The sequence below is a fragment of the Streptomyces sp. NPDC047117 genome (genome assembly GCF_040643545.1).
Lineage (GTDB): Bacteria > Actinomycetota > Actinomycetes > Streptomycetales > Streptomycetaceae > Streptomyces.
The window spans coordinates 89,967-110,004 of record NZ_JBEYUN010000003.1 but is presented as its reverse complement, the minus strand read 5'-3'; the positions used below and the strand labels follow the sequence as shown (position 1 = coordinate 110,004).

Below are 20,038 nucleotides of genomic sequence, written 5' to 3'. Positions count from 1 at the left end.
GGACGGAGGGTAGCCATGGTGGACAACACTCCAGGGCCACCGGCCGGCCCGTCCCGGAGTGCGGATGCCGCGGCGGCGGACGCCCCACGCCCGTCGCCGAGGTCCCGCAAGCGCCGGAAGCTGCTGTCCGTCACCCTCCCGGGCTGTTGGGGAGCGCTCCTGTTCGCCTGTCTCTCCTACACCCCGTCGTTGCTCCCGCGCGGCGGCATCCTGCAGGGCCTGATCTGCGGCATCAACGCGGCCCTCGGTTACGGCGCCGGTGTGCTCGCCGCGTGGGTGTGGCGGGCGTTCGCCGATCGCGAGCCCCGGCCCCCGCACCCCAGGTCCTGGGCCGCCTTCTTCCTCAGTGCGGCCATCCTGTTCGGCCTCTTCTTCGGCTTCGGGCAGTACTGGCAGCACGAAATCCGCCGGCTGATGGGAGTCACCCACTACAACATCCCGCTCGCCGTGGTCTCGCCCCTCATCGCGGCCCTGGTCTTCTGCCTCCTCCTGCTGACCGCACGCGGCATCCGCGGCCTGTACCGCCGGCTGAAGGGCCTGCTGAGGCGCTGGATCGGGCCGCGTGCGGCGACCGCGGTCGGCTGGACCCTGGTCGCCGGACTCGTCTGGGCGGTCGTCACCGGCCTGCTGCTCAACGGCTTCGTCGGCGTCGCCAACAAGGCGTTCTCCGTGCGCGACACCACGACCGAGGAGGGGGTGCGCCAGCCCTCGTCGAGCCTGCGCTCGGGCGGTCCGGGCTCGCTCGTGCCGTGGGACTCGCTGGGCCGGCAAGGGCGGAACTTCACCGCCACCGGCCCTTCGGCGAACGACATCGCGAGCTTCACCGGCCGCCCGGCGAGGGCACCGATCCGGTCCTACGCCGGGCTGGCGTCGGCCGGCAGTGCGGAGTCCCGGGCCGCCGAAGCGGTCGCGGACCTGACCCGGCAGGGCGGCTTCCGGCGCGAGAATCTGCTCGTGGTGACGACGACCGGGAGTGGTTGGGTCGATCCCGCTGCGGTGGACACGTTCGAGTACCTCAGCGGCGGCGACTCGGCCACCGTGGCGATCCAGTACTCCTACCTTCCGTCCTGGCTCTCCTACCTGGTCGACCAGACCAAGGCGCGCGAGGCGGGCCGCGCCCTCTTCGACGCCGTCTACGACGACTGGTCGAAGCTGCCGCCGGGCGACCGCCCCCGGCTGTTCGTCGCCGGGGAGAGCCTGGGATCGTTCGGCGGCGAGACCGCCTTCAGCGGCGAATACGACCTGCGCAACCGCACCGACGGCACACTGTTCGCCGGTCCTCCGGCCTTCAACACGCTGTTCCGGGAATTCAGCGACCGCCGTGACGCCGGCAGCCCCGAAGTCCTCCCCGAATACAAGGAAGGACGCACCGTACGGTTCGCCAACGACCCGGCGACGGCCATCCCGCCGGCGAACCGGCCCTGGAAGGACAGCCGGGTCCTCTACCTCATGCACCCGTCCGACCCCATCGTCTGGTGGAGCCCGCGCCTGGTCCACAGCGCACCGGACTGGATCGGCCAGCACCCCGGCGAAGACGTGCTCAAGCAGATGGTGTGGCTGCCCTTCGTGACGTTCTGGCAGGTCACCGCGGACCTTCCGTTCTCCACCGATGTCCCGGGCGGCCACGGTCACACGTACATCACCGAGTACGTCGACGCCTGGAACTCCGTCCTGCGGCCCGCGGACGTCACCGCCCAGGACCTCGACCGTCTCAAGGACATCATCGCGTCCGGGAAGTGACCGCGCAGCGGTGCACGACGCCTCCGTACGGCGCGCCGCCTGCCAGAGGCCGGTCAGCGCAGCAGGAAGCCGGCGAGGTAGCCGCACGCGTTGACCGCCCAATGCAGGCCCATGGGCGCCAGCAGGCTGCCACTGCGGCGGCGCAGCTCGCAGAAGAGCACGCCCGCGGCCCCGGTGAACAGCACCGCCGCCACGACGGCGGCCACCGCACCGAGCGTGGACCGCCCGAAGACCGGCGTCAGCGCGGGCTTCACGCTCGCCAGGTGCAGTGACGGCAGGACGTGCCACAAGCCGAACAACACACTCGACACCACCGTCGCCCACACCGCACCCCGGGCCCTGCGCACCAGGCCGTACAGCACACCGCGGAAGGCGATCTCCTCCAGCAGCACCGTGCCGAGGGGCACCGTGACCAGGACTCGCACCGCCACTTGGCCGCCGGTCAGCGCGCTGTACCGCTCGTCCGCGAACAGGGCACGGGTGGCCGGCAGCAGCGCCGCCACCGCGTAGCCCACGCCGACCAGCCCGATCAGCACCACGGCCCAGCGCGCGCCACGTCCCAGCGTGGCGGGGTCCAGCCCCGCGTCCGCCCAGGTGCCCCCGGCTCGGAAGAGCACCCCCAGCAGCAGCACGCTGACGACGAGGGCGGTCAGCCACCCCCACCCGGGCAGCCAGCGGTGGTTGACCAGGTTGGTAGCCGCCAGCACGGCCACGACGGCTGTCACGGCCGTGCCTGTGCTTATCGACCGCGGTGTGCGGGAGTGGCGGGTCACTCGCTCCTTCGCCCTGCGCCGGAGGTCACGCATGCCGCCGCTGCTCGCGTGCGGGAGCCGGGTTCCGTGCGGTCCGAGGCAGCCGTGTTGCCAGTGCGGCGCCGGACAGGGCGAAGACACCCATGGCCGCCATGGCGGCGGTCAGGCCGTCCTCACGGGCCTGGGCGTTGATGCGTACCAGCTCGTCGGCGGGCGGCCCGGTGATGCCCCGGCGGCCCAGCTCCGCCCGCAGCTGCTGGTCACTCACCGCGGTCGCCTGGACGCTGTGCTCAAGCGCGTGCTCCACGGTGGCCTTCTGGCTGCTGGTGAGGGCGGTGCTGGTGCGGGCCGAGGCCAGCATGGTATTGAGCAGGACGCCGATCATCAGCGCGCCGGCCAGTGCGATCCCCAGCGACTGGCCCAGGTAGGAGAAGCTGCGCGAGAGCCCGGCGACGTCGCTGACCCGGTCCTCGGCCGCGGAGGACTGGACGAGGTCCGGGAGCAGTGTGCACAGGCCGAGTCCGAGACCGGCGACCGCCAGCCCGGGAGCGATCTTCAGGCCGGAGCTGACCGGCTCGAACGCGAAGACGGTCATTACGGCACCGGCGGCGATCAGCAGGAAACCGACGAGGATGAGCGGCTTGCGTGTCGTGCGTCCCCTGCCGACGGCACGGGTGCCGGACGCCGCGCCCAGCACGAGCATCACGGTCGCCGGGAGCAGCGTCAGACCGCTCTCCAGTGCGTCGTAGCCCAGCGTCGTCTGCACGAATACCGGAACGAGGAAGAACACCCCCGCCAGCACGAGGAACTGCAGGCCCAGGGACAACGACCCCACGCGTGTGGTCCGGTTGCGCAGGACGGCGGGACGTACGAGGGGATCGCGTCCGGTACGTATGCGGTGTCCTTCCCACCAGGCGAACAGTGCGAGCACCACGACACCGGCCAGTCCGAACACCACCGTGGGCGAGACAGCCCCTTCGCCGAGCACGGTCCGGCCGGACAGCACAACGTCGGTGCGTGTGGTGAGGAGCCCGTACCGGCTGGCCAGCAGGGTGCCGAGCACGATCAGTCCGAAGCCCAGTGCCGACAGGACGGCGCCCAGGATGTCGAACGACGGCTGCCGGACGGCTTTCGGGCGGGGTATCCGTTGCCGGCTGATGAGAATGACGGCGACCGCGGTCACGACGGTCTCCAGGAGGAACGAGACCCGCCAGCTCAGATAGCGCGTGATCACGCCGCCGAGAAGGGGGCCGAGCGCGGCGCCCACTCCTGCCGCCGCGCCGACGAGGGTGAGGGCGCGGGTACGCGCGGCACCGGTGAACGCCAGGGTGGCGATGGACAGGATCGCCGGGAAGACCAGGGCCGCGCCGATGCCTTCGAGCAGCGACCAGCCCAGGAGCATGACCGGCAGACCGGGGCTCAGCGCGGTGACCAGGGCGCCGCATCCGTAGAGGGTGGCGCCGAGGGTGAACATGCGCAGGTGCCCCACCCGGCTGCCGAGTTTGCTGCCGGTGATCATCAGTGCGGCCATGACCAGGGCGTAGAGCGAGATCGCGGACTGCACTCCGGTCAGTGTCGTGTCGAGGTCGGTGACGATGTCGGAGACGGCGACGTTCATGGCGGTCGAGTCGTACGCCATGAGCAGCTGCTGGGTCGCGATGACGGCGAGGACGACCCGGGCAGCGCCCTCCGCGGTCCCCCGCCGAGCGGCTTCTCCGGCCCCCGCGGCCTCCCGGCGGTCAGCCACGGCCCGGCTCGACCGGCTCGACCGTGAAGAGATGCACGCCCCAGGCGTCCAGGTCGACGAAGAGTCCGGGGTCGGTCGCTTCACGACCGGAGCGTTCGTACCGGGAGTCGTCCAGCAGACCGGTCAACCGCACCTGACTGTCCGCCAGTTCGGTCCACGGCAGGCGCACCCTGGCCTGGGAGCGATGGCCGGCGAAGTTGACGACGACCACGAACCGGCCGGTCTCCCCCGCCCAGCACCAGGCGAGCAGAGCGCGATGGGAGGTGTTGTCCGGCCAGCCCTCGCACTCCAGGAGGCGCCAGTGGCCGTTGCGCATTCCGGTGTTGTGGACGGCCGCCAGAAGCCTCTCGTGGAAGGCCCGCAGCCCGGCGTCGGGCGGTTCCTCGGGGCGCCGGGTCAGGAAGACCGGGAGGTGCGTGCGGCGGCCGGTGAACTGGCCCTCGTGCCACAGCGTCGCGCCAGGGAGGGTGGCCATCACGACAGCCGCGGCGCGTTCTTCCAGCGGGCCGAGGTGTGCTGCCACCCTCGGCTCGTCGTGGTTCTCAAGGAAGCGTACGAGGCGGCGCTGGTAGTCCTCGCCCGCCCGCAGGTGCGCGCGCACGGACTCCGCGCTCTCGTGCAGGATCCGGTCGTACAGGCGCTTGTCGTAGCAGAAGTCGAACCCCTGCTGCTGGAGGGCCCATTCGAGGTCCCAGTACGCCTCGGCGACGAACACCATGCCGGGGCGTCGCTGCCGTACGCCGGACAGGACGGCGGGCCAGAAGTCCTCCTCCGGCAGTGGGCCGGCATGGCATCGCCAGGTCCTGGCGAAGATGTCGTTCATCAGCAGCATCGCCATGTCGCAGCGGACGCCGTCGCACAGCTCACCGATCCGGGCGAGCACATCCGTGGTGGCCGCGCGCATCCCCGGCGCGAACGCGTTGAGCTGCACCACGTCCGGCCAGGGCGGGAAGAACGGGTCCCGGCCACGGGCGAGGACCCGGCCCCCGGCCTCCAGGTAGGCGGCCGGGTCGCGGCGCAGATCCTCGGCGGTGCCCTGAACGAAGTACTCGGGGTGCTCGCTCACCCAAGGGCTGTCCGGCGCGAGATGGTTCGGAACGTAGTCGAGGAGCAGGCCGATACCCCGACGGGCCAGCTCGGCACGCGCCGAGGCGAGTCCCGCGTTGCCGCCCAGCGTCTCGTCGACGACATAGCGGCGGATGCAGTACGGCGACCCGGCGATGTCCTCCTCCGTCACATCCGGCAGTGCTTGCCTGAAGGCGCTGCGCAGCGCCGGGTCGCGCAGGGCGATGTCCCGGCCCACGTCGCTGCGTTCCCACACCCCCATGAGCCAGACGGCGTCGATGCCCTGCGGGGTGATCTCGTCCCAGGCGTCCTTGGGTACCTCGCCCAGGCCGGCCGGGCGGCCGGGACGGGCCTGGAGTTCGCGGAGCCACACTCGGGTGTTGACCTCGTGGATGACGGGCTGCGCCGGGAGTTTGGTCATGGTGTCCGCCTCCGGGCGGGGTCGGCCTGGAAGTCCTCGGGCGTGAGGTTCCCGAAGATGCTCATCAAGGTGGCGACCAGGCCTGTCCAGCCGGTCTGGTGGGCAGCGCCGATGCCTGCGCCGTTGTCGCCGTGGAAGTACTCGTGGAAGGAGATCAGGTCCCGCCAGTGCGGGTCGTGCCGGAATTTCTCCTGCCCGCCGTACACGGGCCTGCGGCCGTCGGCGTCGCGCAGGAAGAGCCGGGTCAGCCGCGCCGAGATCTCCTCGGCGACCTCGTAGAGGTTCATCCGGACGCCGGATCCGGTCGGGCATTCGACGGTGAAGTCGTCTCCGTAGAACGCGTACAGGTTGAGCAGCCCTCGGATGATGAGGGCGTTCATGGGGAACCACACGGGCCCGCGCCAGTTGGAGTTGCCGCCGAACATCCCGGAGTCCGATTCGGCCGGCAGATAGCCGACCCGGTATTCCTCGCCGTGCACCCAGAAGGTGTACGGGTGCTCGGCGTGATGGCGGGAGAGGGACCTGATGCCGTACGGGCTCAGGAACTCGTCCTCGGAGAGCAGGTACCCCAGGACTCGCAGCAGCTTCTTCTCATCGACGACGGAGAGCAGCCGGGGGCCGCCGGGGACGCCGCCCTGAGCCGAGGCCAGGGTGGCGGTGAGCGAAGGATGCCGGTCGGCGAAGCGGCGCAGCCGGTCGCCCAGTCCGCGCACCTTGGCCAGCTGGGCGGGCCGGAACACGGTGGCGGCACACAGCGGGAGCAGGCCCACCATCGAACGGACCTTCAGCCGGACCGCCTGCCCGTTCGGCAGCCGCAGGACATCGTAGAAGAAGCCGTCCTCCTCGTCCCACAGATCGTCCGGCAGGTCACCGGTGCGGTCCATGGCCCCGGAGATCCACAGGAAGTGCTCGGCGAACTTGAGCACGTGCTCCTCGTAGACGGCGGGGTTGTGCTCGACCAGTTCCCCGGCGATCTGCAGCATGGTCTGGCAGTACAGGGCCATCCACGCGGTGCCGTCGGCCTGTTCCAGCTGTCCGCCGGTGGGCAACGGCGCACTGCGGTCGAAGACGCCGATGTTGTCCAGACCGAGGAAGCCGCCCTGGAACACATTGCGGCCCGCGGGGTCCTTGCGGTTGACCCACCAGGTGAAATTGGTGAGCAGTTTCTGGAAGACGCGCTCCAGGAAGTCCCGGTCGGACCGGCCGGTGCGGCGCTGTTCCAGGACGTAGAGGAAGTACGCGGCCCAGGCGTGGACCGGCGGATTGACGTCGGTGAAGTTCCATTCGTACGCCGGGACCTGACCGTTGGGGTGCAGGTACCTGTCGCGCAGCAGCAGTTCGAGCTGCTCCTTGGCGAAGTCCGCGTCCACGCCCCCCAGCGCGACGGCATGGAAGGCCAGGTCCCAGGCGGCGAACCACGGGTACTCCCACTTGTCCGGCATGGCCACGATGTCGTCGCTGACCATGTGGAACCACTCGTGATTACGCATCGCCCGTTGGGGCACGCGCCACGGCTCAAGGCCGTGGTCGGCGAGCCAGGCTTCCACATCGAAGTGGTAGTACTGCTTGCTCCACAGCATCCCGGCCAGCGCCTGGCGCATGACACGCGCCTCGTCCTCGGTCGCGCCGTCCGGGGTCAGCGAGCGGTAGAAGGCGTCCGCCTCGGCCCGCCGGTCCCGCAAGACGCGGTCGAAGTCGCGGGCCAGCGGCATCGGAGAGCCGGTGGGCGCCAGGCGCAGCCGTACGGTCTCGCTGCCGCCTGCGGCGACGGTCAGGGTGTAGTGCACCGCGGCCTTGGTGCCTTCGCGCGCGGGATTGACCGCCTCGGTCTCGCCGCCCACGACGTACCGCCCGATGCCGTCCTTGACGTACGGCGAGGCGTTGGGCGATCCGAAGAGCCGCTCGTTGTTGGTCTCGTTCTCGGTGCACAGCAGCGGTACCTGACCGCCGCACCTCAGGTCGTAACTGCCCAGGTCGGGGTGGTCGGCGCGGAGCGCGGTCGTGCCGCGCGGGCTCTCGACGGCGGCCAGTCGGGGCTTGCCGGCCCCCTCCCGCCAGGACCAGGTGTTGCGGAACCACAGCGTCGGCAGCAGGTGCAGTGTGGCCTCGTCCGGTCCGCGGTTCTCGGCGGTGATCCGGATCAGGATGTCGTCCGGCGCGGCCTTGGCGTACTCCACGGTGACGTCGAAGTACCGGTCGTCGTCGAAGATGCCGGTGTCCAGCAGTTCGTACTCGAACTCCTGCCGGCCGCGGGCCCGGTTGGTGGCCAACAGGTCGTTGTACGGGAACTCGCCCTGCGGGTACTTGTACAGGTACCGCAGGTAGGAATGGCTGGGCGTGCTGTCGAGATAGAAGTAGTACTCCTTCACGTCCTCGCCGTGATTGCCCTCGCTGTTGGTCAGCCCGAACGCCCGCTCCTTGAGGATCGGATCGCGCCCGTTCCACAGCGTGACCGCGAAGCACAGCCGCTGCTTCTCGTCGCAGATGCCGCCGAGGCCGTCCTCGCCCCACCGGTAGGCGCGCGACCGGGCGTGATCGTGCGGGAAGGAGGACCAGGCGTCCCCCGACTCGCTGTAGTCCTCCCGGACCGTGCCCCACTGCCGTTCGCTGAGGTACGGCCCCCACAACCGCCACTTCCCGCCTGTCTCGGCGGCCGCTCCGGTCTGCTGCGTCTGCGCCTTCGTGGTCATCCGCGCACTCCCTCACCGCACGGTGGGACTCCGGGACTGCGTCAGTCTGGCGAGGGTTCTCCGGTCGTGCATCACCTGATGCGGGTGAGCGTGCCGGCCCGGCGGCCGGCTCGCGCGCGTCAGCGCAGCAGCAGCTGCAACCCGCCGAGCACCGTCGCTCCGATCACCAGGTGCTCGAAGAGCCGCTGGTTGATCCGGTTCACGCACCGCTTACCGAGGTAGGCGCCGGGCAGCACGAAGAGCACGAGGGCCGCGTCCAGGAGCAGTGACCGGGTATCGATCAGGCCGAGGCCGGCACTGAAAGGCAGCTTGGAGGTGTTGACGATCAGGAAGAACCAGGCCGAGGTGCCGAGGAAGCCGAGCTTCTTGAAGCCGGTGGAGATCAGATAGAGGGACATCACCGGGCCGCCCGCGTTGGCCACCATGGTGGTGAAGCCACCGAGCACACCGTACGAGCGGGTCTTCAGGCGGCCACCGCCCGCCGCGCTCTCGTCGTCCCTCTCCCCCGCTGTGTCCGCGGCGCGTCTGCGCCACACCGTGACGGCGGCCATGAACAGCAGGATCGCGCCGATCGAGGTGCGCACCACCGCGTCGTCCGCCCACAGCATGAACAGCGTCCCCAGCACCACACCGCCGGCCACCGCGGGGAACAGCCGCCACAGCGTGGGCCAGTGGGCATGGCGCCGGTAGGTGAGCACCGCCAGCACATCCCCGGCGATCAGCAGCGGCAGCAGCACTCCGGTGGATGCGCGGGCGGGCAGTACGGCCGCGAACACGGCGAGACTGATCGTGTTGGCCCCGCTGACGGCGGTCTTGGAGAAGCCGACGAGACCTGCGGCAGCGGCGAGCGCGAGGAATTCCCAGAGGGTGACAGTGAGCATAGGGAGACCGATGCTATGTCCATCGATTCCGGGGCCGCATGACCGGGGGCGGGTGCGCGGTAGCGGTATCGCCGCCGGCCGTACCGGTCATGGGCGCAGTCGCCGCTGCGCTTCGTACAGATTCCGCGGCCGGACCGCTTCGGGGCTGCCGTAGGCCTCCAGTCTGCTGTGCAGGTCACCGGTGAAGTCCGGAACGTCGATCTGGTCGAACTCGCGGACCGGGGAGATGCCGACGGTGGCGCTGTACGGGGCCAGACCGTCGATCTTCACCAGGCCGGCCCGGCCATTGGTGACACGGATGTTCCAGTGGGTGAACCGCGCGCCGAAGAGGGGACCCGCGCTGGCGTCCCCGCCGTGCCGGCCGTTGTTGTCCAGCGTGATGTCGGTACGGACGTTCGCGAAGGGCATCCCGCGGTGGCTGTCGAACGTACCCATCTCCATCCGGCCGCGGGACCAGACGTTGTAGCTGGACAGCCCCTCGACGTTGATCCCGTGCAGCTGGGTGCCCGACGGCGCGGGAACGGTGCGCTCCTCGATCGTGAAGTCCTCGACGAGGTTGTCGTGCGAGCCCTCGCGGCAGAAGTACGGATGGTGCGCGCCGCGCCCCGCCACCCGAGTGGAACGCAGGGTGCAGGCGGAGGCCGCGACGAACCCGAAGCCGTTGTCGACGTGGCGGACGGTCACGTCCTGCGCCCAGCAGTCGTACGCGCACTGGAAGACGAGACCGTTGTAGCCCTTGTCGAGCAGGTGCGGCGATTGCGGCGTCTCGACGGCTTCGAGGGTGAGCCCCTCGACGCCGGCGCCCGTAAGTGCCCGGACGTGGGTGGTGAGCTGCGGGTCCCACTCGGGGCGCATGTCGAGCGGGATCGGACGCTTGAAGGTCACCTCGCGCCCGTTGACGTGCGCGATGCGCACCGGCCACTCGTAGGGGACGTAACTGGTGAGTTTGGTCTTGTCGTCCCAGACGTACGCCTCGGGGCCGGGACCGCCGCCGGCCATGTGCTCCAGGAGGGTGTGGTCGGGGTCGTCGGACAGACGCAAGAGGACCAGGTCGCCGCGGTCGAGGCGGCTCGTGTCGTCGACCGTCACCGTCCAGGAACCGCGGCGGGCCGGATGCACGGCGGTGAGCGGACGCCACTCGTCACGCCGGTTGCCCGTCCAGCCCTCGAACGGCCACTCCTGCTTCTTGATCGCCGCGACCAGCGAGTCCCAACGGGCGCTCGGGCAGAGCCAGATGAGGCCGCCCGCCCAGGACCAGCTGGACTTGTCGCCGCCGTACCGGCTGCCGTACGGGCCGATCAGTTCGGTCAGGTTCTTGGTGGCGTGGAGTGTGGTGCGGCCGCTGCCCGCGCCGCGCAGGACGACGCCGTCGTGACCGATGCGGATGACGTCGTCGATGCGGTAGGTGCCGGGTGGGAGCGTGACGGTGCCGCCGCCGCGCCGGCCCACCGTCTCGATGGCGCGGTTGATGGCGGGAGCGGCGTCGGCCGAGCCGTCGGCGGCCGCACCGAGATCGCGTACGACGTCGATGTCCCGCGCGCCGGCGCTCCGGGCAGCAACGGGGCGGCGGTCCGGTCCTGCGCCGGCCCGGCAGCCCGCCCGGCCCACGTACGGAATCTGCGGATGCGTGAAGGGCCGGGCGGTGAACTCGTCCCAGAGGCCCGTACGGTGGCCGGCCGCCGTGGCCTCGACGGTGGGCAGTGCGGCCGACGCGGCGACGCCGATCGCACTGCCCAGGAGGGTGCGTCTACTGATCTCCATGAGCCCGCCTTCCATGGATATGAACAATGTTCATAAGAGCGACGAGCGTGAGAATGCCACGGCCCACCGGCGGGCGGAAGGGGTGCGGAGAGCTGTTGACGAAAGGAACTCAGCGGACCCGCTCGTGGCGGTGTGCGGGCTTGTTCGGCGGGCGGGTGGGCGCCCGGTCGGGACGCCGCTGAGTCGGCTGCTGGGCCGGCCGCTGGGGCACGGAAGCCGCGCTGAGCGGGGTGAGGGATGAGCTGATGGTTCGGGGCGAGAAGGGCATGGTCCGGACTCCTACCTGGTCGAAACAGCCGATCGTGGATCGTCGGTTCCCAGGAGAAGCGCGTTCCGGAAGGCACACCCGGGTGGAGATACACCACTTCCCAAGGGCATGCCTCCGTTCCGAAGCATGTTCGACGCGTGCCCGCCCTCTCCCCCGGCAAACGTTGAGCGCTACTGCCCAGGCAACTTGGAAGGGCCGGTCTCGCGGGATGCGTCGGCCGGTACGTGGGTGCCAAATCGGCGGCGGCGCCGCGTACTGGCGGAGGTACGCCGCGGCGATACAGCCATCGGGCGTCCCCTCCCGGAGGTGCGGACGCGCAGTTGTGACAACCGGGAGTGGGCCGCCCGCGCTCGGCCGGTGGTCGGTGCCGGGAGCCCTGCGCCAGTAGCTCGGCGACTGATCTATCTTGGCGTTCATGCAGTCATACACGATCGGCCAGGCGGCACGGCTGCTCGGTGTGAGTCCGGACACCGCGCGGCGGTGGGCGGACTCGGGCCGGGTGGCGACCCATCGCGACGAGGGCGGGAAGCGGCTCATCGACGGGCAGGACCTGGCCGCCTTCTCCGTGGAACTCGCCAAGGGCGGCAGTGGTGAGGAGGACGCCTCCTACACCTCGGTGCGCAACGCCTTCCCCGGCATCGTCACCGCGATCAAGCTGGGCGACGTCGCCGCGCAGGTGGAGATCCAGGCCGGTCCGCACCGGCTGGTGTCGCTGCTCACGCGGGAGGCCGTGGAGGAGCTGGGGCTGGAGGTCGGCATGGAGGCCACCGCGCGGGTGAAGTCGACGAACGTCCACATCGACCGCGTGTGAGCAAGCCGCGCGATGCCGGCGGTCGGGGTACGGTCATCGCGCGGGTGAAGTCGACGCGCGTGCGCGTCGTGGGGGCGTGGCGGAGGTGGTGCTCGGTTCCGGCGTCCGGCACAGCAGGGCCGCCCACAGGTCGAGGCGGTCCCGGAGGCTGGAGAGGTTCCGGCCGGTGAAGTGCTCGACGCGCTGGATCCGGTAGTGCACCGTGTTGACGTGCAGGTGCAGCGCCTCGGCCGTACGGGCCCAGGAGCCGTCGTTGGTGAGGAACACCTCCAAGGTGTGCAGCAGCGCGACGGAGGAACTCCCCGTGTTGAGCAACGGCCCGAGGACGGTACTGCTGTAGGAGGTGCGGACCTCGGCCGGTATGCCGGTGAGCAGCGCGTCCAGCGTGGTGAGGGCGGTGGCGTCGGCCAGGGACGAGGTGGTGGGGGCGGTCGTCCGTGCGGAGGTCAGGGCGTAGCGGGCCTCGGCCAGGGCGCCGGGCAGACCGGACACTGCGGTGGCCCGTGAGGCCAGGCCGCCGTGCAGGAGGACGTCCGGCTCGCAGGCCGCCACCAGTGGCCAGGTGTCCGCCAGGCCGGCGGCGGCCTCCTCGGACAGCACCGCGAACGCGGTCCCGTCGGGCAGGCGTCCCACCGCGGCGAACGCCGGGGCCGTCTGCGCGACCGCTTCCACCAAAGCCCCTACCGCCAATCCCTTGTTGCGAGTGCCGGTGTCGGCCACGGCCACGCGGTACGGCCCCTCCGCCGGCAGCCCGCAGGCCCGCACCGCGCCGGCCACGTCGCCCGCTTCGGGGGCGGTGAGCAGCCTGCCGAGCGCGTCCGCCGTCCGATGCTCGGCGGCTCGGCGACGGGCCCACGCTTCCTGGCAGCGGCCCAGGACGGTGGCGATCTCGTGCACCGGACGCAGCGGTGCGGCGGTGGCCTCGGGAAGGTGCAGCGACCAGCGCTCGTACGGGGTGACCGCATCGGCCTCCACGGGCACCGTCACACCGCTGTCGCCGCCGGGCAGCGCCGCGGCCTCCCCCGCGGGGAGCGGGTCGGCGCCCGGCGTGGCCGCGACGGTCCGGCCCGTCGGGGACAGCAGGTAGGCCGCGGTCCGGTCGAGGTGCGCGAAGGCGGCGGTGAGGATCAGGTCGGGGTCGGCCTCTTGGGCGACCAGCCGGTTCAGCCGGCCGCGCACGTGCTCGGGCAGGGCGTGGTGTCGGCTCAGTTCGCCCCACTGCCGCAGGTACACGGTGTCCGTGATCGCCCGGAACATCACATGGGCCGGCACGCTCGCCACCGGTACTCCGTGCCGTTCGCACGCCTCGATCAGTTCGTCGGGCACCGAGCCGTGGGTCTCCTCACCGGCGAGCAACGCGGCGGCTCCCGCGTATTTCAGGCCGGAGACGAAGCGTTCGGCCTTGTCCTTGCCGCCGTCCGCGCTCCACCAGACGAGCCCGCTGAGCACGACCTCGTCGGGCCGGACGAAGCGGGCGGGGTCCTCCAGGTCGGTGACGGTGACTCCGCTGATCTCCCGGCGCAGCGGCCCGTCCTCGGCCCAGAGGAGTCGCAGGCCGAGGGAGTCGTCCTGCAGGAGGTGTTCGACGTGCATGTGCTCCGGCTCCTCGTACGGCTGCCGGGCGGCGTCGCCTGACACCCGGCATCTCGCATTCACCAGGTGTATGCGAGTCACTGCATCGTAAATGCAAGGCGAGGTGAGCGGTATGCCTCTTGGTTGATCCACCAGGGACCGGTCCGAAAAACCTGTCGTATCCGTGCTGTGAACCAGTCGTCCCGGCCCGGCCCGCGTTGCTTCACTGACGGCCATGGACCTGAACACGGTGGTGGAGATCCGGAACGCGCGGCCGTCGCCGACGACGAATGGTTCGACGACATCCACGGGCTGCCCGAGTGGCGACGGCACATGACATTCCGTTACGCGGAGGAGATCCGCCGGGAACTGGGAGGAGCGGCACGATGAGGATCGAGGTCAACGGACGGACCCACGAAGAAGAGCCGCGCGCGGGGCAGTGCCTGCGCACCTACCTGCGCGCACGCGGCTGGTTCGGCGTGAAGAAGGGCTGCGACGCGGGCGACTGCGGCGCCTGCACGGTCCATGTGGACGGCAAGCCCGTACACAGCTGCCTGCACCCGGCCTTCCGCGCCGACGGCCACACCGTCACCACGGTCGAGGGCCTGGCCTCCCCCGAAGGGGACCTCCACCCCGTCCAGCAGAAGTTTCTCGACGCCCAGGGAATCCAGTGGGGCTTCTGCACGGCCGGAATCCTGATGACCACGGCCGCCCTGGACGAGGACAAGCGGGACGATCTGCCCCGGGCGTTCAAGGGAAACCTGTGCCGCTGCACCGGCTACCGGGCCATCGAGGACGCCGTACACGGAGTCAAGAACGTCGAGGCCCCGGCGCCCGGCGAGTCCGTCGGCCGCAGCCTGCCGCCACCGGCCCGCCCGGCGGTCACATCGCCGACGCCAAGGCCGCCCTGCTCCCCGACGGCACCTTCGACCTGGCCTTCGGTACCGCCGAATTCGGCAACGGCACGACCACCGTGCACAAACAGATCGCGGCCGGGGAACTCGCCACCACAGTCGACCGCATCACCATCCGCCAGTCCGACACCGACGTCGTACGCCACGACACCGGCGCCTTCGCCTCCACCGGCACCGTCGTCGCCGGCAAGGCCACCCTGCGCGCCTCCCGCGCCCTCGCCGACATGCTCCTCGACGTCGCCGCGGCCCATCCGCGCGTCCCCCGCGCCGACTGCCGGCTCGCGGAGGAGGCCGTCCTGTACAGCGGCGGGCGCCTGCCGCTGAAGGAGCTGTACACGGCGGCCCGCGCGGTCGGCGTCGAGTTCACCGCCGACGGCCACTTCGGCGGCACCCCGCGCTCGGTCGCCTTCAACGCCCAGTGGTTCAAGGTCGCCGTCGATCCCGGCACCGGCGAGATCCACATCCTAGGCAGCGTGCACGCCGCCGACGCGGGCAAGGTCATGAACCCGATGCAGTGCCGTGGCCAGGTCGAGGGCGGCGCCGCCCAGGCACTGGGCGCCACGCTCTTCGAAAACGTCCGCATCGACGAGCACGGCAAGGTCGACACGGCCGCCTTCCGCCGCTACCGGCTCCCCCAGTACGCCGACATCCCGCGCACCGAGGTCCACTTCATGGAAACCGCGGACGCCATCGGCCCGTCGGGCGCCAAGTCGGTGAGCGAGAGCCCCTTCAACCCGGTCGCCCCGGCCTTCGCCAACGCACTGCGCGACGCCACCGGCGTCCGCTTCACCGAACTGCCCCTGACCCGCGACCGGGTATGGCCGGCGCTGCGCGACGCGGGCCTGACGGGTCAGGAACGTATCGGGCCGGGGCGCGTGGATCAGAGCGTGAGCAGCTCCTCGTAGAACCCGCCGAAGCCCCGCTCCCGGTCGATGAGATGGATCTCCTGAATCCACTGGCAGCGGCGCCCGGACTTGTCCGTGCGCCGCAGCGGGGTGTCGTTCCCGGGCGTGACGTACGACTCGACGTCCGCTCCGTCGATCTTCTCGTGCGGGAACTCGCCGACCAGGTGCCCGGCGTGCCAGCCGCCCAGCTCCCACCCGGCCTCGGCGGCGAGCCGGGCGACTTCGGCGTGCAGCGCGGCACCGGTGATCTCCGGGTCGGCCTCGAAGAACCGCTTGCCGGCCTTGAAGACCTCGGGCAGGTCATCGCGCAGCCGGTGCTTGACCGGGTCGTCGCCGAAGACGAAGGTGCGGCCGAAGTCCGCCTCGTACTCCTCGAAGATCGGCCCGAAGTCGGCGAACACGATGTCGTCCGCGCCGATCACCCGGTCCGGCGGGTTCTCCTTGTACGGCAGGAGGGTGTTCGGCCCGGACCGAACGATCCGCTTGTGCCAGTGCCGGGTCGTGCCGAACATGTCATTCGCCAGGTCCCGGATCCGGTCGCTGACCGCCCGCTCCCCCTGGCCCGGCGCCACCAGCCCGCGCTTCTCGATCTCCGCGAAGAGCCGTACGGCCTTCGCCTGGGCATCCAGCAAGCGCGCGGCGCGCGTGGCTTCGTCGTCCGACATGCAACCGAACGTAACCGCCCGATTGCCCTTCCCGCAATGCAAATAGATCATCGTCCGCAGGCGACTTCGGCGTGCCGAGGCCGCGGCCCGACGGCTGCATTCCTCAAGGCTGCAGCCGCTCCCACGACCAGCTCTCGTCGGGCGCGCGGTCGTAGCGAAGCCTGCGGTGCAGCCGGTCCGGACTGCCGTACCAGAATTCGATGCTCTCCGGGACCAGGCGGTAGCCGACCCATCCCTCCGGACGCGATACCGGCCCGCCGGCGGTGAGCAGGTCCCGCGCACGCGCCCGCAGCGCGTGGTCGTCGGTGAGCGGGCGGCTCTGCTCCGATACGGCCGAGGCGGCTCGGGCAGCCTCGGGCCGCGCGGCGAACAGGGCATCGGAGGCGACAGGAGAGAGCACTTCGACGGGGCCGGTCACCGTGAGCTGCTGCAGCGTCTCCCGCCAGTAGAAGGACAGCGACGCCCAGGGCCGCTCGGCCAGGTCACGTCCTTTGCGACTGCCCCGGGCGCTCCCGAAGACCAGACCGCGCCCATCGAACTCCTTGATCAGCAGCACCCGGGCCGAAGGCCGCCCGCCGCCGTCGGAGGTGGCCAGGACCGCCGCGTTCGGCTCCCGCACTCCCCGCTGCGCGGCGCTGTCCAACCACGTGCTGAGCAGGTCGAGCGGTTCTGCGGGCGGGGTGTCGAACTCGGTCAGCTCCAGCGTGGTGTCCCCGGTCAGGGCCGCGGACCGTCCGGCGCTCTCGTTCATGCTCCTCCGTCACATTCGGGCTCGGCGAGGTCGCCGCGAACACGGGCAGTCGTAGCGTGCCATGGACGGGCGGCGCGGATGCACCCGCGACGGGCCGACACGTACAAACGCACATGCCATGCCATCTGCGAGAACTCTCGGCTCATGCGAAGTGACAGGAGACTTTTGCCTCGCATCTGCGGCAGTATGATCAGCGCGCCGGCGCCGTTCCGGTGGTTGCCGTATTGAGTCGACCCACGTGGCCGTCGAGAGACCGTGATGAGTCCGTTCAGGACCAGAGGGAGTGGACCCGTGATGACCCGTTCCGCGCGCCGGACCCGCCGGATGCTTCAGGTGACCGGCGTGGGCGCCGCCGCCCTGCTAGCCCTGAGTGCCTGCTCGTCGTCCGGCTCGGACTCCGCCAAGAAGTCGGACTCCTCCTCGGACAAGCTGTCCGGTGAGGTGACGGTCTTCGCCGCCGCGTCGCTGAAGGAGAGCTTCACGACGCTGAAGAAGGAGTTCGAGAAGGAGCACCCGGGGACGAAGGTCACCTTCAGCTTCGGCGGCAGCGACAGCCTCGCGGCGGGCATCACCAGTGGTGCCCCGGCGGACGTGTTCGCCGCCGCCAGCCCCAAGACGATGAAGACCGTGACGGACAAGGGTGACGCGGACGGCAAGCCGGCCACCTTCGTACGCAACCAGCTGGAGATCGCCACCCTGCCGGGCAACCCCGACAAGGTCTCCTCCCTGAAGGACCTCACCAGGTCCGGCAAGAAGGTCGTCCTGTGCGACAAGACGGTGCCGTGCGGTTCCGCCGCGCAGAAGGCGCTGGATGCCAGCCACCTCAAGCTCACCCCCGTCTCCTACGAGCAGGACGTCAAGTCCGCCCTGAACAAGGTCGTACTCAAGGAGGCCGACGCCGCGGTGGTCTACAAGACCGATGTGAAGGCCGCGGGTGACAAGGTGGAGGGCGTGGAGTTCCCCGAGTCCGCCAAGGCCATCAACGACTACCCCGTCGCCCTGCTCAAGAACTCGAAGAACGCCGAGGCCGCCAAGGCGTTCATCGCGCTCGTACAGTCCGACAAGGGCCAGCAGGTCCTGAACAAGGCCGGGTTCCTCAAGCCGTGACCTCGCTCGACAAGACCGGCGCCGCGGCCGACCCCCGCACGGGTGGGCCGCGGCGCCGCCGCGCCCGCGGGGGTGCCCCGCTCCCCCTCCTCCTGCCCGCACTGATCGGCCTCGCGTTCCTGGCCCTCCCGCTCGTCGCCCTGCTGGTCAGGGCCCCCTGGCGGGGCATGCCCGACCTGCTGACCAGCCCCGAGGTGTGGCAGGCGCTCAAGCTCTCCCTCATCTGCGCGACGGCGGCCACCGCGGTGAGCCTGGTGATCGGCGTACCGCTGGCCTGGCTGCTCGCCCGGGTCGAGTTCCCGGGGCGTGGCTTGGTCCGGGCCCTGGTGACGCTGCCGCTCGTCCTGCCGCCGGTGGTGGGCGGTGTGGCCCTGCTGATGGCCCTCGGCCGCAACGGGATCATGGGGCAGTGGCTGGACTCCACCTTCGGGATCACCCTGCCGTTCACCACCGCCGGAGTGGTGCTCGCGGAAGCGTTCGTGGCCATGCCGTTCCTGGTCATCAGCGTGGAGGGCACCCTGCGCGCCGCCGACCCGCGCTACGAGGAGGCGGCCACCACGCTCGGCGCCTCCCGCTTCACCGCCTTCCGCCGGGTCACCCTGCCGCTCATCGCCCCCGGCATCGCCGCGGGCGCCGTGCTGGCCTGGGCCCGCGCGCTCGGCGAGTTCGGCGCGACGATCACCTTCGCCGGCAACTTCCCCGACCGTACGCAGACCATGCCGCTGGCCGTCTACCTCGCCCTGCAGAACGACCCGGACGCGGCCATCGCGCTCAGCCTGGTTCTGCTGGCCGTGTCGATCGCGGTGCTGGCGGGGCTGCGGGACCGCTGGATGACCGCCTCATGACCGACACCCACAACTCCCACGACACTCACGCCACGTCCGCGGAGAATACCGTCGGTTCCCCCGGACCGGCCGCCGAGGGGCTGGACGCCCGGCTGGTGGTCGAACGCGGTGCCTTCCGCCTCGATGTGACACTGACGGCGGCGCCCGGTGACGTCGTCGCGCTCCTCGGCCCGAACGGCGCCGGCAAGACGACCGCCCTGCGCGCGCTCGCCGGGCTCGCACCGCTCTCCGATGGCCATCTCCGCCTGGACGGCGCCGAGTTGGACCGTACGCCCCCGGAGTCCCGGCCGGTCGGTGTCGTGTTCCAGGACTACCTGCTCTTCCCCCACCTCACGGCCCTGGACAACGTGGCCTTCGGACCGCGCTGCCACGGCGCGTCCAAGGCGGAGGCCCGCACCCAGGCCGCCGCCTGGCTGGACCGCATGGGCCTCGCCCAGCACGCCTCCGCCAAACCGCGGCGGCTCTCCGGCGGCCAGGCACAGCGCGTCGCACTGGCCCGCGCGCTGGCCACCCACCCCCGGCTGCTGCTCCTCGACGAGCCGCTCGCCGCCCTCGACGCCCGCACCCGGCTCGACGTCCGCGCCCAGCTGCGCCATCACCTCGCCGCTTTCGAAGCGGTCGCCGTGCTCGTCACGCACGACCCGCTGGACGCCATGGTCCTGGCCGACCATCTCGTCGTCGTGGAGGACGGCCGCGTAGTCCAGGAGGGCACCCCCTCCGACATCGCCCGCCACCCGCGCACCGACTACATCGCCCACCTGGTCGGCCTGAACCTCTACCGGGGACAGGCCCAGGGACACACGGTGCACGTGGACGGCGGCCCGGAGATCACCACCACCGAGGACCTCACCGGCTCGGTGTGCGTCGCTTTCCCGCCCAGCGCGGTGACCCTGTACCGGGACCGCCCCGCGGGCTCCAGTGCCCGCAACCTCTGGCGCTGCGAGGTGGCCGGTCTGGAGACCCACGGCGACCAGATCCGCGCCGATCTCACCGGCGAGCTGCCTCTGGCAGCCGCGCTGACCACGGCTGCCGCCGCCGAGCTCGACCTGCGCGCCGGTGCCACAGTCTGGGCCACGGTCAAGGCGGCGCAGACCCACGCGTACCCGGCCTGAGAGGACGCCTACGGAAAAGGCCCTCAGCGCC

General features: G+C 70.9%; 14 protein-coding genes and 2 pseudogenes. 7 read left to right on the top strand and 9 right to left on the bottom strand.

Annotated elements, in window-relative coordinates; genetic code table 11:
* The first annotated feature begins 15 nt into the window (after nt 1–15).
* Nucleotides 16–1,740 carry an alpha/beta-hydrolase family protein gene (locus tag ABZ840_RS06450; RefSeq protein ID WP_361554240.1) on the top strand — a complete coding sequence of 575 codons (1,725 nt, stop codon included), beginning with the start codon at nt 16–18 and terminating at the stop codon, nt 1,738–1,740.
* Between the two features lie 53 nt (nt 1,741–1,793).
* Here the strand turns inward: ABZ840_RS06450 and ABZ840_RS06445 are convergent, their stop codons facing one another.
* From ABZ840_RS06445 to ABZ840_RS06420, 6 genes are all read right to left on the bottom strand, one after another.
* Nucleotides 1,794–2,465, bottom strand: coding sequence for a CPBP family intramembrane glutamic endopeptidase (locus ABZ840_RS06445; RefSeq protein ID WP_361554237.1), 672 nt, complete (start codon nt 2,463–2,465; stop codon nt 1,794–1,796).
* Nucleotides 2,466–2,538: 73 nt separating this feature from the next.
* On the bottom strand, nt 2,539–4,239 hold the full coding sequence (locus ABZ840_RS06440) for an MFS transporter (protein WP_361554234.1): 1,701 nt from the start codon (nt 4,237–4,239) through the stop codon (nt 2,539–2,541).
* Nucleotides 4,232–5,725: an alpha-amylase gene (locus tag ABZ840_RS06435; protein ID WP_361554231.1), complete on the bottom strand. Its 1,494-nt coding sequence runs from the start codon at nt 5,723–5,725 to the stop codon at nt 4,232–4,234. The genes ABZ840_RS06440 and ABZ840_RS06435 overlap by 8 nt, the downstream gene beginning before the upstream one ends.
* Entirely contained in the window at nt 5,722–8,415 is a 2,694-nt protein-coding gene (locus ABZ840_RS06430; RefSeq protein ID WP_361554228.1) for a glucosidase, read from the bottom strand. Before ABZ840_RS06430 ends, ABZ840_RS06435 begins: the two co-directional genes overlap by 4 nt.
* Before the next feature lie 119 nt (nt 8,416–8,534).
* Nucleotides 8,535–9,296: a sulfite exporter TauE/SafE family protein gene (locus ABZ840_RS06425; protein WP_361554225.1), complete on the bottom strand. Its 762-nt coding sequence runs from the start codon at nt 9,294–9,296 to the stop codon at nt 8,535–8,537.
* 87 nt (nt 9,297–9,383) lie between these two features.
* Nucleotides 9,384–11,057, bottom strand: coding sequence for a glycosyl hydrolase family 28-related protein (locus tag ABZ840_RS06420; protein WP_361554222.1), 1,674 nt, complete (start codon nt 11,055–11,057; stop codon nt 9,384–9,386).
* A 683-nt stretch (nt 11,058–11,740) separates the two neighbouring features.
* On the opposite strand from ABZ840_RS06420, the gene ABZ840_RS06415 reads away from it, so the two are divergent.
* Nucleotides 11,741–12,136 carry a helix-turn-helix transcriptional regulator gene (locus ABZ840_RS06415; RefSeq protein ID WP_361554219.1) on the top strand — a complete coding sequence of 132 codons (396 nt, stop codon included), beginning with the start codon at nt 11,741–11,743 and terminating at the stop codon, nt 12,134–12,136.
* A 33-nt stretch (nt 12,137–12,169) separates the two neighbouring features.
* On the opposite strand, the gene ABZ840_RS06410 is transcribed toward ABZ840_RS06415, so the two are convergent.
* A complete protein-coding gene (locus ABZ840_RS06410; RefSeq protein WP_361554216.1) occupies nt 12,170–13,729 on the bottom strand; it encodes a PucR family transcriptional regulator in 1,560 nt (519 codons plus the stop codon).
* Nucleotides 13,730–13,978: 249 nt separating this feature from the next.
* Here ABZ840_RS06410 and ABZ840_RS06405 point away from each other — a divergent pair.
* Nucleotides 13,979–14,098: pseudogene (locus ABZ840_RS06405) on the top strand (FAD-binding molybdopterin dehydrogenase); the annotation flags it as partial.
* Nucleotides 14,095–15,527: pseudogene (locus ABZ840_RS06400) on the top strand (molybdopterin cofactor-binding domain-containing protein). The pseudogenes ABZ840_RS06405 and ABZ840_RS06400, both read left to right, overlap by 4 nt.
* Here the strand turns inward: ABZ840_RS06400 and ABZ840_RS06395 are convergent.
* Together ABZ840_RS06395 and phzG are read right to left on the bottom strand one after the other, a co-directional pair.
* Complete coding sequence (locus tag ABZ840_RS06395) at nt 15,503–16,192, bottom strand: M24 family metallopeptidase (RefSeq protein WP_361554213.1); 690 nt, start codon at nt 16,190–16,192, stop codon at nt 15,503–15,505. The pseudogene ABZ840_RS06400 and the gene ABZ840_RS06395 sit on opposite strands and share 25 nt — an antisense overlap.
* A 103-nt stretch (nt 16,193–16,295) precedes the next feature.
* Nucleotides 16,296–16,943: a phenazine biosynthesis FMN-dependent oxidase PhzG gene (gene phzG, locus ABZ840_RS06390; RefSeq protein ID WP_361554210.1), complete on the bottom strand. Its 648-nt coding sequence runs from the start codon at nt 16,941–16,943 to the stop codon at nt 16,296–16,298.
* Nucleotides 16,944–17,237: 294 nt separating this feature from the next.
* Between phzG and modA the strand changes: the two genes are divergently transcribed.
* The 3 genes from modA to ABZ840_RS06375 are packed head-to-tail and all read left to right on the top strand — an operon-like array spanning nt 17,238 to nt 20,007.
* Nucleotides 17,238–18,050 (top strand): molybdate ABC transporter substrate-binding protein, encoded by an 813-nt coding sequence (gene modA, locus ABZ840_RS06385; RefSeq protein ID WP_361554207.1) that lies wholly within the window; start codon nt 17,238–17,240, stop codon nt 18,048–18,050.
* Nucleotides 18,047–18,895 carry a molybdate ABC transporter permease subunit gene (modB, locus tag ABZ840_RS06380; protein ID WP_361554205.1) on the top strand — a complete coding sequence of 283 codons (849 nt, stop codon included), beginning with the start codon at nt 18,047–18,049 and terminating at the stop codon, nt 18,893–18,895. The genes modA and modB overlap by 4 nt, the downstream gene beginning before the upstream one ends.
* On the top strand, nt 18,892–20,007 hold the full coding sequence (locus tag ABZ840_RS06375; protein WP_361554201.1) for an ABC transporter ATP-binding protein: 1,116 nt from the start codon (nt 18,892–18,894) through the stop codon (nt 20,005–20,007). The genes modB and ABZ840_RS06375 overlap by 4 nt, the downstream gene beginning before the upstream one ends.
* The last annotated feature ends 31 nt before the right edge of the window (nt 20,008–20,038 follow it).